Annotated in this window: 13 protein-coding genes and 1 riboswitch; of the genes, 2 read left to right on the top strand and 11 right to left on the bottom strand. The window is 46.5% G+C overall.

The window, feature by feature from the left end; translation table 11 throughout:
- Nucleotides 1-5: 5 nt before the first annotated feature.
- Together CIK90_RS13750 and CIK90_RS13745 are read right to left on the bottom strand one after the other, a co-directional pair.
- The gene (locus CIK90_RS13750; protein WP_094465908.1) at nucleotides 6-1,955 is read right to left on the bottom strand and encodes a hypothetical protein; all 1,950 of its coding nucleotides are present in this window, start codon (nucleotides 1,953-1,955) and stop codon (nucleotides 6-8) included.
- 119 nt (nucleotides 1,956-2,074) lie between these two features.
- A complete protein-coding gene (locus tag CIK90_RS13745) occupies nucleotides 2,075-4,018 on the bottom strand; it encodes a sugar phosphate nucleotidyltransferase (protein WP_094390104.1) in 1,944 nt (647 codons plus the stop codon).
- A 208-nt stretch (nucleotides 4,019-4,226) separates the two neighbouring features.
- Between CIK90_RS13745 and CIK90_RS13740 the strand changes: the two genes are divergently transcribed.
- Nucleotides 4,227-4,808: a sigma-70 family RNA polymerase sigma factor gene (locus CIK90_RS13740; RefSeq protein WP_094390103.1), complete on the top strand. Its 582-nt coding sequence runs from the start codon at nucleotides 4,227-4,229 to the stop codon at nucleotides 4,806-4,808.
- 130 nt (nucleotides 4,809-4,938) lie between these two features.
- On the opposite strand, the gene rpe is transcribed toward CIK90_RS13740, so the two are convergent.
- The 9 genes from rpe to CIK90_RS13700 form a co-directional block, all read right to left on the bottom strand.
- Complete coding sequence (gene rpe, locus CIK90_RS13735; RefSeq protein ID WP_094465907.1) at nucleotides 4,939-5,586, bottom strand: ribulose-phosphate 3-epimerase; 648 nt, start codon at nucleotides 5,584-5,586, stop codon at nucleotides 4,939-4,941.
- Nucleotides 5,587-5,615: 29 nt separating this feature from the next.
- Nucleotides 5,616-5,747 (bottom strand): hypothetical protein, encoded by a 132-nt coding sequence (locus tag CIK90_RS14580; RefSeq protein WP_256387362.1) that lies wholly within the window; start codon nucleotides 5,745-5,747, stop codon nucleotides 5,616-5,618.
- 79 nt (nucleotides 5,748-5,826) lie between these two features.
- Nucleotides 5,827-6,801: a methionyl-tRNA formyltransferase gene (gene fmt, locus CIK90_RS13730; RefSeq protein WP_094465915.1), complete on the bottom strand. Its 975-nt coding sequence runs from the start codon at nucleotides 6,799-6,801 to the stop codon at nucleotides 5,827-5,829.
- 40 nt (nucleotides 6,802-6,841) lie between these two features.
- Complete coding sequence (locus CIK90_RS13725; protein ID WP_094465906.1) at nucleotides 6,842-8,647, bottom strand: chloride channel protein; 1,806 nt, start codon at nucleotides 8,645-8,647, stop codon at nucleotides 6,842-6,844.
- Between the two features lie 39 nt (nucleotides 8,648-8,686).
- Complete coding sequence (locus tag CIK90_RS13720; protein WP_094465905.1) at nucleotides 8,687-9,256, bottom strand: L-threonylcarbamoyladenylate synthase; 570 nt, start codon at nucleotides 9,254-9,256, stop codon at nucleotides 8,687-8,689.
- 14 nt (nucleotides 9,257-9,270) lie between these two features.
- Nucleotides 9,271-10,857 (bottom strand): peptide chain release factor 3, encoded by a 1,587-nt coding sequence (locus tag CIK90_RS13715; RefSeq protein ID WP_094390099.1) that lies wholly within the window; start codon nucleotides 10,855-10,857, stop codon nucleotides 9,271-9,273.
- Nucleotides 10,854-11,702: a dTDP-4-dehydrorhamnose reductase gene (rfbD, locus tag CIK90_RS13710; protein WP_094465904.1), complete on the bottom strand. Its 849-nt coding sequence runs from the start codon at nucleotides 11,700-11,702 to the stop codon at nucleotides 10,854-10,856. Before rfbD ends, CIK90_RS13715 begins: the two co-directional genes overlap by 4 nt.
- 4 nt (nucleotides 11,703-11,706) lie before the next feature.
- Complete coding sequence (locus CIK90_RS13705) at nucleotides 11,707-12,252, bottom strand: DUF4924 family protein (protein WP_094390097.1); 546 nt, start codon at nucleotides 12,250-12,252, stop codon at nucleotides 11,707-11,709.
- Between the two features lie 15 nt (nucleotides 12,253-12,267).
- The gene (locus CIK90_RS13700) at nucleotides 12,268-12,930 is read right to left on the bottom strand and encodes a LysE family translocator (RefSeq protein WP_094390096.1); all 663 of its coding nucleotides are present in this window, start codon (nucleotides 12,928-12,930) and stop codon (nucleotides 12,268-12,270) included.
- A gap of 136 nt (nucleotides 12,931-13,066) precedes the next feature.
- Between CIK90_RS13700 and CIK90_RS13695 the strand changes: the two genes are divergently transcribed.
- Complete coding sequence (locus tag CIK90_RS13695; protein ID WP_094390095.1) at nucleotides 13,067-14,047, top strand: ROK family protein; 981 nt, start codon at nucleotides 13,067-13,069, stop codon at nucleotides 14,045-14,047.
- A gap of 113 nt (nucleotides 14,048-14,160) precedes the next feature.
- Nucleotides 14,161-14,348: riboswitch (cobalamin riboswitch) on the top strand.
- The last annotated feature ends 30 nt before the right edge of the window (nucleotides 14,349-14,378 follow it).

Below are 14,378 nucleotides of genomic sequence, written 5' to 3'. Positions count from 1 at the left end.
TTATATTAGATATTAATCAATCCTTGCCAACTCACAGGTCGTCCATTAGCCATCACTCCCTCTATAGTGAGAAGATAATGCTTCGACACATCAGAAGAGTAGAACTGCACCCTTACTTTCCCTGCATCATCCGTTGTCACCGAAGGATTCCAATAGAGCGTCGTGCGATAGTCGGGGCGCGTATAGTCACTCTTATCTACCTTGGGATATTGTGGCGAATAGAATTCCATGTTGTAGCGGTAGCCTAAAGGCTGTACCTTTGCCATGGAGAGCAGATGATTTCTACGTTTGATTTCCGAGCCATCCTTAAGAAAAATAAACAGCACGCCTGGGATTGTTCCATTTGGTGAAAACCTCACACCAAATACGCCATTTTCCGAACGATTTTTCGGGAAATACTCTATTGACTTAACGTCAGAAGGATTCGTTTGCAGTACTATTGAATGATCAGTTTCCTTAAAATTATCAATATAACAAACAACATTTTGCATATGTTGTTCTCCTTCAGGAGTTATCGTAACCCAAATTCCCAATTGCGACATCAAAACACGCATTGTTGTGGCCCACTCTAATCGAGGATCATCTTGAGGAATTCCACGAACAGCTTCAATATTCATGAAATTTTTCTTCTGTTTTTTTTGATATTTTCCAATTCGGACGAACTCTGGGAGTTCTATCTCTACATTACGACTAAACATTTGTTGCAATTTGCTTTGCTTCATAAACGAATTCAAAGAGCTTGATTCTCTAATAGAATATATAGGAAGACTTATTTGAGGAAAGCTTTGCTTGTCGATTTCGAGTTGAACGAGGGAGGTCCTGCCATTTTTCTTTGCGCCCTCTAAGACCCATTCTGCCCCCTCAGGACAATCTATTTCCATTGAGAAAGAAGAACTATCACCTAATTCAAATCTATTATAGTATGCCCTCATAGGATTCACCACCAATAGACTTGGATTCTTTAATTTCGATTTCAACGTGCCTTTCACTCTGCCCGTGATACGTTGTTCTGTCTCTATCGGATAGGTCATCTGTGGATAGCGGCCACGAAGCATATCGGCAAGGGGATAGACGCCATCGCGGCGACTCACTGCCCATTGCGATAGTGTTGGCTGCAACGTGTCGGGCTTCACCACGTCATAGTCGGTCACCGAAACCGAAAAAGTGCCTTTTAAGGGGCGGCCTTCCTGATCGGTCAAGGTCAGCGTGGACGCTATGGGCATCTTCTTGCCTTCTGTCATCTGACTTTTCATGCTCACACATATGCTGTCGCGACTGGCAATCTGCGTCTCACAAGAGGCCAAGACCAATTTGTCTTGAGGACGGATCATGGCCACTGTTACTACGCCTGGACGCAAACGACTCATACCGATTCGCAACACACGCGAACCGACATAGGGTGTTTCCACTAAGTTGCCGCCACCATATATCACACAGGTCAACGTGTCAGACTCGCTCGCATCCGACATGCGGATCAGCAATTGTCCCTTGCGTTGCTTCACTTCCAATAGGGGCGATGATTGCAGGGCTATAGGCGCTTCCACGCACGACACATAGCGGTCGTCGCCCGTCTTTGCCGTCACATAGATGGGCTTATAGCAAAAATAATCCGAACCAAAATTGCGCATCCACTGCGTATAGGCCACCATGGTGTAGCTACCACTCGTCATCGTCTTCGATAGAAACATCGCATTGGCAAACACGCCACTACTGTCACAACGCACTTTCATGCGCTGGACCAATGTGTCGGCATTCTGTTCATAGAGTTCCACATAGACATAGCGCGAGCGTGACACTGGGATGCGAGTGGCGGCATCCAACAGATGAGCACGAAACCATATCGTGTCGCCAACCATATAATAAGGACGGTCTGTGTGCAGATAGATTCGCTCCTGAGGAACCTTTGAGTAATAGTCAAGCAGATGAGACATCACAGAGATGCTGTCATTATCCATCGCACTTGCCTTGAACCCGCAGGTGCTCAGCAAAATAAACAAGAACAACTTCCTACACATCTTAATTGTATCTATGTTCGCAATCAGATTTACATTGCATATTGTATTTCTGCATCCGATTATTCTTTTGGCTTAGAGAAGGCTGCTACGCAACGACAGAGGGCATCGGGATTGCCCATGTCATACATCTCACCATCAAGCCGCACACCCATCATGCCATGGTTGCTACGAACGGCCTCAAGTGCTGAGGTGAGCTCTATCTCGCGTGTATGGTCGTTTCCTTCATCGGCTTTTCGTATATCGGTTTCCAACTGCTGGAAGACCTCCGGTGTGAGGATATACTGTCCAAACACACTGCAATACTCTTTCTTTCCATCGTTGCCACGCACACCAAGGAACTCTTCGGCATAACTGGCCTTGGGTTTCTCGTTCATTGCCGATACATTGAGAATGGTGTTCTCTTTGTCTTCCCAGATGCCACTGAGTATGCCGTAACGACTAACTTCGGTCAGTGGAACGGAATGGATACTGACCATGAGTCTGTTGTAGCGCTCATATTCCTCGATGAGTTGTAGGGCACAGGGTTTATTGCGATGGCTACGGTAGATCGTGTCACCTAAGAGTAGGAGTACTGGCTCATTGTGTGTGAATTCCACAGCCTGATAAACGGCATGACCGAAACCGCGCTTTTCTTTTTGATATACGTAGCGCAGTCGCTTACCGATATCAAGAATGCGGTTTTCATATTCTTGTGCTTCGGTATTGAGCTTCGACAGATGTTCTGCAGAAAGCGGTGTTTCAAAGAATTCAGTATAGAGTTTACGTTCCTCCTCAGAGCCCAATACGAGACAAATCTCCTCGATGCCACTCTTTACCAGTTCTTCAAGCAAAATGAGAATGACGGGGCGCACCATGCCATCGGCACAGGGTATGGGGAAAAAGTCCTTCTTTAATCCGCGGGTCGCGGGGTATAGTCGTGTGCCGAAACCTGCCACGGGGATAATAGCGCGACGTACCGTATGTACAGGGTTGATGGTCAATTGGTAGGCACGCATGCCTTCGCTGTTGAGGTAATCAACCAATTTCTTCTGTGATTCCGCATCGCGTGCGAGAAATTGTACACTTCCATCGCCGTGTGAACCAACACCCTTTCCACCATATACCAATGGTTGGATGGCAGGATCCCTCAATACTTCATGGAGTTTTGGTGCTTGTAGTGCAGGCGACATGGGCGTGATGTATTCCTCAAACATATTTTCTGTCTCTGTCATCAGTTGGCCCAGTTGCTCCACTTGTCCCTCTGCCATATATTTCACAGCACGTTCTATGATTTTGTGGTTCCATTCTCCTAACGCCCGATGGAGGTTTTGCTCCTTCTCGTTTTGCGCAAATGGATAGGGCTTGTTCAAGTCAGAAAGGATGCGGATTGTATCTTTTGCAGTGCAAAGGTCTGCAAACACCCAGTGTAGTGTCTTTTTGACATTGAGTGACTGCACTTCGATTTCATCGCCATCAAAGGTCATCAGATTGGGTTTCACACCAAAGGCGCATGCTTGGTCAAGTCGTCCGCAACGTGACGAAGTGCGCTGTTCACCGAGATAGGCGATATTCATTTCGCCCATGGTGTTGAGGTTCAAGTTGTACAGCAGGTTGAAAGCACGTGCAACCAATACACAAATAGCTGCAGATGACGATAGTCCGCTCTTCATGGGAAGTGTCATATTGGTAATGCGGATGCGCACACCACCTACCTTATACCATTCCAACATGTAGCTGGCTACACCTGCACAGTAGCAGAAAAACGATCCCGATTTGGCAACACGCTTCAGATCTGTCTCTGTCATGCGGCATGAAAAGTCACGCCACGCATCTTTCATTTCAGCGGCATCGCTATGCATTTCGAAGTTGGAGGCTTTCTCCACTTCTGCATAAATTCCTTGTTCGATACCAGTAACTATAGCCATACCCGGAAGGATATCGGCATTCATGGTTCGGTAATGGCCTGCCCAGTCGGTGTGTTCTCCAAAGAGGCACAAACGCCCCGGAACAAATAGTTTCAACATAAATAAGTCTTAGCTTGGTTATATATTCAGTTCACAAAGTTAAAACAAAAGAATGAGAAATCACGAATTTCTGTTAGAATAATTTGGAGATACTGAGATTTTACCTTAAATTTGCACCATATAATGGTAATATTGCCAGTAACCCATCTTAAAAATCAATAGGCTTATCGATTAAATTCTACCCTCAAGAAATCAAAACATTTGGACCATGAAGGGATATGCAAACTGCTCCGACGATATGTTGGTGCAAGCCTATATGGAGGGCAAGGATTCTGCTTTCGATGAGTTGTTGGCACGCAATCAGCAGCAATTATTCGATTTTATCTTGGCTTTGACCCGTGATAAGGACAAAGCCGATGACCTCTTTCAAGAAACTTTCATCAGAGCTATCGTGAAGATGAAAGATGGACAATACTTCAATCAAGGCAAGTTTCTATACTGGTTGATGCGTATTGCCCGTAATTTGCTGATTGATGATGTGAGAAAACAAAAGAAAGGACAGGCGGTAAATATCAGCGATGACGAGTTGCTGACGGTCATAGATTGTGGACATCCCTATAAAAGTAGGGAAGATATGCTGGTGGCTGAGGAACTCAGTGGCCACATGCGACAACTGATGGATCTGCTTCCTGATGAACAGCGCGAGGTGGTATTGATGCGTTATTATCAGGGTTTGCAGTTTAAAGACATAGCCGAAATTACCAATGTCAGTATCAATACTTCGCTTGGGCGTATGCGCTATGCCATTCGCAACATGCGCCGTATGGCCAAACGTATTAATTTGATATAGTATCTGATAGTATGATGTGAGGTATGAAACTCCTTTACACCAATACTGATGTTTCATCTTGGTGTAAAGGAGTTGTCGTATGTGCAGGATGATTTAGATCATCTGCTGTTGTTGAACTGCTATTGGTTGTTTAGAGATTGCGCAATTCGTGGATAGTCTGTTCTGGTTGCTTGCTTCTGAATACGTAACTACCGCTGACAAGAACATCCACACCGGCTTTAACCAAGCGTGGCGCAGTCTCGCCCTGTACTCCACCATCCACTTCGATTAGTGCTTTACTGCCAGTTTGGGCGAGTAATTGGCGCAAGCGCTGCACCTTGCCGATGGTGTTTTCAATGAATTTTTGTCCGCCAAATCCAGGATTGACGCTCATCAGCAATACCATATCCACATCTGCTGCAATGTCTTCCAATACGGAAACAGGTGTGGCGGGATTGAGTGTAACACCAGCTTTCATGCCAGCATCGTGTATTTCCTGTACTGTGCGGTGTAAGTGGCGACAGGCTTCTACGTGAACATTCATCATCATAGCGCCAAGTTTAGCGGTTTGCTTGATATACTGTTCTGGATTTACAATCATGTAATGCACATCCAATGGTTTGGTGCACTTTGATGCAACAGCTTCGAGTACAGGAAAGCCGAAGGAGATATTGGGTACAAAAACCCCGTCCATAACATCGAGATGAAGCCAGTCTGCTTCACTTCTGTTGATCATTTCAATATCGCGGTCGAGGTGCAGAAAGTCGGCCGCCAGTAATGATGGAGATACTTTAGTCATCTTGTCAGTTGTTGATTTAAGTTTCAAGTTCAGTTCATCCCCACTACCTTGACAGTCCCATCGCTTTCAACAATGGTCTTGTAGGTACGAGCCACCTGTTTAATGAGCAGGATGGTTGTTTCGCTGGGTTTGTCCGTTTCGTGCTTATTGGCGCTTGACATCGGCTTTTTCCTTATAGTTTTCTATAAGAATAAACGAGATCTTTGCCGTTTTAGTATATTTTTAAAGTGATTTTTTTACTTATCCTACGTGACACTGATCCAGTTCCTTCATGCCATTCATGAAGTCGCGTGCCATCATGCGCTTCTTTCCTGCCAGTTGAAGTTCCTCGAAACAGAGCCATTCATCAATAGTAGCCACCAGCAAGCGCTTACCTTCTATGCAGATTGTGCCTGGTGCAGCGGTGGTGGATTGACCGGTTTTGCTTGTGCGATAGACTTTCAACAGTGTCTCTTTACCATCTTGTGTTATAAGATTGGTCCAAGCTCCTGGTATGGGACAGAGGCCGCGCACGAAGTCATACACCTGTTTTGCTTTCTGGTTCCAATTGATTTCGCAGTTTTCTTTGAACAGTTTCGGAGCGTCTTTGAGGTCCTTGTCTTCTATCTTTTCGCTTTGTGCCACGGTCGCAGGATGCCCATTGGTAGCCACAATTTGTTCGAGCGTTTCGAGACAGAGTTGTGCGCCGAGGTGCATCAGTCCGTCATAAACATATTCCACATCGGCATCGTCTGGAATGTCGAAAGGCTTGCTCATGATGATACGACCAGTATCAATATCGTGGTCGAGGAAGAATGTTGTCACGCCAGTTTGTGTCTCACCATTGATGATGGCCCAGTTGATGGGCGCCGCACCACGGTATTGTGGCAGTAGGGCAGCATGTACATTGAATGTGCCATATTCGGGCATTGCCCATACCACTTCGGGTAACATGCGGAAAGCCACTACCACCTGAAGGTTGGCATTGTAGCTCTTCAACTGTTCCACGAAGTTCTCGTCTTTCATTTTCTCAGGTTGTAACACCGGTAATCCATGTTCCAAAGCATATTTTTTGACGGCAGGTGCTTGGAGTATCGAACCGTGTCTTCCTACGGGTTTATCGGGTTTGGTGACTACAGCCACTACATTATAGTCGTGTTCTACCAGTGCTTGCAGTGTCTCTACGGCAAACTCCGGTGTTCCCATAAATACTATTCTAAGGTCTTCTTTCTTCATCATTGATATGATTGCTACACATTATTAATATAAATAGATGCTATTCCTGACTGAAGTCGCGCACCATCTTACGATACATACCGTATATGCGTTTCTGTGAGATATAGCCACGCAGACAGCGTTCAGCGTCAAGTACAGGCAGCCAGTCAGCCTGTGTTCGTTCAAAAGCCTTCATCACATCAGTCATCGGCATGCCATCGGTGAGTACTGCAGCTGGTTTAGTCATGAGTTGACTGGCATGGAAATGGTGATATAGTTCGGTGCGGAACATCACGTGGCGAATGCGTATAATATCTATTTCCCCTAACAGATGTCCTGCAGCGTCAGTAACAGGAAGCACACTCTGCTTAGAGCGACTGATCTTATGTACCATTTGTCCGAGTTCCATATCAGCATCCACCGATTGGTAGTCGCGGTCTATCACGGTTTCCATATTCATCAGTGTGAGCACAGAATGGTCGGTGTGGTGGGTGAGCAACTTACCTTGTCGGGCGAGTCGCATACCATATATACTATGCGGTTCAAAGATGATGATGGTGAGATATGCCGATACCGAAACAATCATCAACGGCATGAATAGGTTGTATCCACTGGTAATCTCGGCGATGAGGAATGTTCCTGTCAGCGGTGCATGCATCACTCCCGACATGACTCCAGCCATGCCCAATAGTGCAAAGTTCTTCTCAGGCACATATATTCCCACTTGATTCATGTTCCACAAGCGTGAGAAGACGAATCCGGTGAAGCATCCTATGAACAAACTGGGTGCGAAAGTACCACCACAACCGCCGCCTCCATTGGTTGCCGATGTGGCGAACACCTTGGTGAAGAGCACCAGCGATAGATATATCATCAGATATTCCGGATGTCCGTAGAATAGTGAACCGTCGAGAATCTGGTTCCAGTCAGTCTCCGATTTACCGTTGAGCAACAGGTTGATGGCATGGTATCCTTCACCATAGAGTGAAGGAAAGAGGAAGATCAGCGTGCTCAGAACAACGCCACCGATAAGGAGTTTGACGTATGGCTTGTTTTTAAATCGAGCATAAACATCCTCGCAGGCATTCATAGACCGTATGAAATAGAGGCTGACGAGACCGCAGGTGATTCCTAATAGAATAGATGCCGGTACACGTTCCACCGTCCAGTCGTTGTCGAGATGGAAGGTGAATAGTGTTGAGGCACCGCTGAAAATATAGGTGAAGCAGGTTGCTGTCACACACGATACCAATACAGGCAACAGCGAAGCCATGGTCAAATCGATCATCAATACTTCCAGCGTGAATACCAATCCTGCAATCGGCGCCTTAAAGATTCCGGCAATGGCACCAGCAGCACCGCATCCTACGAGCGTCATCAGCGTTTTGTTGTCGAGTCGAAACAGTTGCCCGAGCCTTGACCCGATGGCCGATCCCGTCAAAACGATAGGCGCCTCAGCTCCCACCGAACCACCAAAACCGATGGTGATGGCTGATGCAATGACCGATGACCATGTGTTGTGGGCTTTCAGTCGCGACTTGTTTGACGAGATGGCATATAGTATTCGCGTGATACCGTGAGATATATTGTCTCTGACGACATGTCTCACAAAAAGCGAGGTAAGGTAGATGCCGATGACAGGATATACCAGATAGAGCCAGTTGTAACTTGTTGCAGTAAACTTACCCGTCAGCAGTGAGCCTATCAGGTCAATCATACTGTGCAGGATGAAAGCGGCTACAGCAGACAACAGGCCCACAAAGAACGCCAGAACGAGTAGAAACATTCTGTCGCTAATGTGTGTTACCCGCCATTCGTGAATGCGGTGTCTCCAGTCTGTGCGTGTCGCTATTTCATGTTGACTCATATCTGTTCTCTTGTTTCGGTCTGTTGGTTGAGGGGGGGGCTATTTGCGGATGATGGTCACTTGACCGTCTTCTGTCAGTTTAATGATACTCGATGGCTTGTGAGGCTTATGCTCCTGTCGGCGGCTCCAGCATACATAATCTACGGCTTCGATAATCTTCGGATCGATGTCGGGGTAGTTTTGTGCAGCAGGTTCACCGCTGATGTTTGCCGATGTAGATACCAGCGCTTTCTGGAATCGGAAGCATAGCTCCTTGGAGAAAGGCTCCTGAGTGATGCGTATGCCGACGGAACCATCTTCGGCAATAAGGTTTTCTGCTAAATTGACCGCACCGTCGAGAATAACGGTAGTAGGTTTGTTGCAGCAGTCGAGCAACTGCCATGCCACATCGGGCACTTTGCGGATGTATCGCTGCAGGCGTGCATCGCTATCCACGAGGCAGATGAGTGCCTTCGAATCATCACGTTGTTTGATGTCATAAACACGTTTCACCGCTTCGCTGTTGGTAGCATCGCAACCTATTCCCCATACGGTATCGGTGGGGTAGAGTATAACGCCTCCCTTGCGGAGCACTTCCACAGCCTTACGAATATCTTCTTCTCTGGTCATTTGTCGGTATGTTTTTAGAATTCTGAAGTGAAATGGAACTTGATGTTCTCAAAGTCCTGTTGTGCCATAGACAATACATAGCTTGAGTCAGCGAGAAACACATCGCGTCCGTCCTTATCTTTTGCCATATACTGATACTTGCGTTTTTTGAAGTTGTCGAGCTCTGCGGCATTGTCGCTTTCTATCCAACAGGCCTTGTAGAGCTGTACGGGCTCCCATCGGCATTTTGCGTTGTACTCGTTTTCCAAACGGTACTGGATGACCTCAAACTGCAGTTGTCCTACCGTACCGATAATCTTTCTGCCGTTAAACTGGTTGACAAACAACTGTGCCACACCTTCGTCCATCAACTGGTCGATACCCTTCTGCAATTGTTTTGACTTCATTGGATCGTCGTTCTCAATGTATTTGAAGAGTTCGGGCGAGAATGATGGCAGTCCGCGGAAGTGGAGCTTTTCACCTTCGGTCAGCGTGTCTCCGATTTTGAAGATACCATTGTCGGGCAAACCGACAATGTCTCCGGGCCATGCTTCGTCGATAGTACTCTTGCGCTGTGCCATAAACTGTGTGGGACTTGAGAAGCGCAGCGTCTTGCCCTGTCTGACGTGCAAATAAGGCTGGTTGCGCTGGAATTTACCCGAACATACTTTGCAGAAAGCGATACACGAACGGTGGTTGGGGTCGATATTGGCAGTGATTTTGAAGATAAATCCCGTGAATTTAGGTTCGTCGGGCTTTACCATGCGCTCTTCTGCTTTAGTCTCACGAGGACTCGGAGCTATTTCTACAAAGCAGTTGAGCAGTTCCTGTACACCGAAATTGTTGAGTGCCGAACCGAAGAATACAGGTGCTACTTCGGCAGAGCGATAGGTCTCTACGTCAAATTCAGGATATACACCATCTACGAGTTCAAGGTCTTCACGCAGTTTGTCAGCATCGCGTTCACCGACTTTCTCGTCGAGTTCTTTGCTGTTGATGTCTATTTCTACCTTTTCTGTTACTCGCTGTTTGTCGGGAGTAAAGAGGTCGAGCTTCTGTTCGTAGATATTATAAACACCCTTGAACTTTGCACCTTGGTTGATGGGCCATGACAGTGGACGCACTTTGATGCCCAGTTCCTGTTCGAGTTCATCGAGCAGATCGAATGGGTCGCGTCCTTCTCGGTCCATCTTATTGATGAAGATGATAACAGGCGTATTGCGCATGCGACATACGTTCATCAGTTTGCGAGTCTGTGCCTCTACACCTTTAGCGCTATCCACTACGATGATGGCAGAATCCACTGCTGTAAGTGTACGATAGGTATCTTCTGCAAAATCCTGGTGACCCGGTGTGTCGAGGATGTTCACTTTGTATTCAATGTCGCCACCTGCAGGTGTGTAGTCAAATTCCATAACTGATGTAGATACCGAGATACCGCGTTGTTTCTCGATATCCATCCAGTCGGAAGTGGCTGTCTTCTTGATTTTGTTGCTCTTTACAGCACCAGCCACCTGTATCTGTCCACCAAACAAGAGGAATTTCTCCGTCAGCGTTGTCTTACCGGCATCAGGGTGGGAGATGATGGCAAATGTTCTTCTTCTTTCTATTTCTTGATTCATAACTTATCGATACACTGTTTCAAACTGTCTTCCCAATAGGGAATATCTATGTTGTATGTGGTTTTAATCTTTGTCTTGTCGAGCACGCTGTAGTGTGGACGTGGTGCAGCAGAAGGATATTCTGCTGTGTGGAGCGGTCTTACCCGGCAGGTATTGATGCCAGCCAACCGATGGATAGCCTTGGTGAAATCATACCATGAGATGACTCCTTCATTGGAGAAATGGTAGATGCCAGGCTTGATGCCCTGTCCTATAGCAGTCATAATGGCGTTAGCCAAATCGTGTGCATAGGTGGGTGTGCCTATTTGGTCGAACACCACCCCAATGCTGTCTCGCTCCTTTCCCAATCTGATCATCGTCTTGACGAAATTGTTTCCAAAGATGGAATAGAGCCATGCTGTGCGCACTATCATGGTGCGCTTGCAGTATTTCTGCACGTTGATTTCTCCTTCCAGTTTTGTTCTGCCATAGACACTGTTGGGCTTGGTTGTGTCGGTTTCAACGTATGGTGTATGGTTTGTGCCGTCAAACACGTAGTCTGTGGATATCTGAACCATCCATCCGTTGCGTTTCTCTATAGCCTGTGCCAGATATGCAGGAGCAGTGGCATTGAGTGTTGTGCAGAGTTGTTCATCCGTTTCTGCCTTGTCAACGGCAGTATATGCCGCGCAGTTGATGATGCCGTCTATGTGGTGTTCATCCACAAAGTGAGCAATGGCATCGCTATCGGTGATGTCGAGTTCGTCGCGGTCTGTATTATAATAGGTGTGCTGTGGATAGTTATTCTCCAGCAGTTGTATCTCGTTGCCCAACTGTCCGTGGCAACCTGTTACAAGGATGTTCATCTTCCTATTCAAATTGCAGTGGTTCTTCTTTGTCTTTGAGATAATAGTCGTTGAGCATACCGATAAGTGTGCTAATCTCTTGTATGGCATGCTGTGTGTTGGGTGTTATCTCTTTTTTCTGCAACCGCAACATCATCACGCCATATAGCGAGTTGAAGCAAGTCTCTATCTCGTTTTCGTCTTTGCTTGCGCCATGGTTGCGCAACTCTACGATATAGGGTAGCACTTTGTAATATTCGGCGCTGTAGAACGGAAACTTTGTACTACCCAATAGTTGGGTATGTAGCTCCTGCAACATCTGCAGTGTCACCTTGTTGATTTGCAAGTGTCCTTTCTCCCGACAACCTTCCGAGTTCATCATTCTGATGAGGTTTCCAAACCAGTCAGCCTCATCTTCTTTCTGTTCGTCGGTATAGTCGAAGCGCTCGATGTATTCGCGTCGTATGCGGCTCAGCGAGCAGTCGAATGCTCTGATAATGTCTTCCACCTGCCACATATATAGCAGATACTCTGCTATGTTAGTCTTTCTGAGTTGTTGTGCTATTTGCATAATCTGTCTTATGTGCTAAAAGCGGTAAAGGTTGGTACATGTTCCGAAGAGGAATATGACGGAGAAGATGATGACAATGGCACCGATGATCTGATTAATGATGCGTATGCCACTGGAGTCGAAGATGCCTCGCACCTTGTCTATCAGCCATGTCAGTCCATACCACCAGACGAGTGCCCCACCCACAATGCTTGCAAATCCGACAATCATCTCAAATGGTCTGTTTGGAATGACAAATGCAAATTGTGCGAAGAGACCCATGAATAGAAATATAATCAACGGATTGGAGAAAGTGACGAGAAATGCCGTGATGGCATTGTGTGTCATCGATCCGCGTTGTTTACCTGATTGATGGATATTTTTGGTAGGGTCTGATCTCCATGTGTAGATACCAAACGACAGTAGAATGATGCTGCCAATGATCTGCAGATAGAATTTATTCGTGTCGTTATTGATGATGTCCATGACAAAAGCCATACCAAAGCCAGTGATGGCAGCATAGATGATGTCGCTCACTGCGGCACCCACTCCTGTGATGAATCCATACCATCGGCCTTTGTTCAGTGTGCGTTGCACACAGAGTACGCCTACAGGTCCCATAGGAGCTGAGGCAATCATGCCGATTAGCATTCCCTTGAATACCAAATCGACTATATTTATATGTATTGGAAACGGCATATCAAGTGCAAAGATACAAAGAATGTGTGTATCTCGTACATTTCTTTGGAAAAAACTTTGTTTATTCGATGTTTTTTTCATAACTTTGCCACTTGAAATTCGAAAATCAATAACTTAAAATACAATTTATAAACTTATGAGTGAACAGCAAGGCATCAAACCATATGTCATAGGACTCGATCTCGGAGGCACCAATTCTGTCTTTGGAATCGTAGATTCACGTGGTGACATTAAAACTCAAACAGCCATTAAGACTGGCGGATATACTTGTGCAGAAGATTTTGTTAAGGCTTCTGTCGAAGCACTTCTCCCTATCATTGACCAAGTAGGAGGTATTGAGAAAATAAAAGCCATGGGTATTGGTGCACCTAACGGCAATTTCTATAGAGGAACCATAGAGTTTGCTCCCAATCTGCCATGGGCACACGATGGCATTGTGCCATTGGCACAGATGTTCAGCGATGCACTCGGCATTCCTGTTGGCTTGACCAACGATGCCAATGCTGCTGCATTGGGTGAAATGGTATATGGTGTGGCACGCGGCATGAAGAATTTTATCGTCATCACCCTTGGTACCGGAGTTGGTTCGGGTGTGGTTGTCAATGGACAGCTGCTCTACGGTCACGATGGATTTGCCGGTGAGTTAGGTCACGTCACTATGGTTCGTGGTGCTCAAGGTCGCATTTGCGGTTGCGGTCGCACTGGATGTTTGGAGGCTTATTGCTCTGCCACAGGTGTGGCACGCACTGCCCGCGAGATGCTTGAGAAGACCGAGCGTCCCTCATTGCTCCGCGAGCTGGATGCCGAAAAGATTACTTCGCTCGACGTAAGCATTGCCGCAGGCAAGGGTGACGAACTGGCTAAAGAGATTTTCGACTTCACTGGTACGATGCTTGGTGAAGCCTGTGCCGACTTCGCAGCATTCTCTTCTCCTGAGGCATTCATCTTCTTTGGTGGCCTGGTGAAAGCCGGTAAGCTCATCATGGATCCTATCAAAGTAGCATATGACAACCACGTGATGAACATTTTCAAGGGTAAGGCCCAGTTCTTGGTGAGCGGACTCGATGGCGCTTCGGCTGCTGTTCTTGGTGCGTCAGCCATCGGTTGGGAAATCTAATCCCTCATCCATCAGATAGTAACGCAAACTATTATCATAATTGCCACAGTTGCCAGCATTGTGCAACTGTGGTATTTTTTTGCTGTTTTGTTTGGTGGTTCCGTGGAATTATACTATCTTTGCAACGTCAAGGTACGCATAACAGCGTTTAAAAGGGAATGTGAGTGAGAATCTCCTACTGTCCCGCAGCTGTGAGTTCCCTTAGCACATTCCAAGCAAAACAATCCACTGCCCTTTATGGCGGGAAGGAGTTTGGAGTGGGAACAAAGTCAGAAGACCTGCCTCGATGTTAATATGCGCATCGCTCTCGATGTAAGGGCGACCGTGCGAC

It is taken from the genome of Prevotella sp. P5-126 (assembly GCF_002251185.1).
In the GTDB taxonomy this organism is placed as follows: Bacteria; Bacteroidota; Bacteroidia; order Bacteroidales; family Bacteroidaceae; genus Prevotella.
Note: the sequence above shows the minus strand (reverse complement) of the source record. Positions and strands in the feature narration are given on the sequence as shown.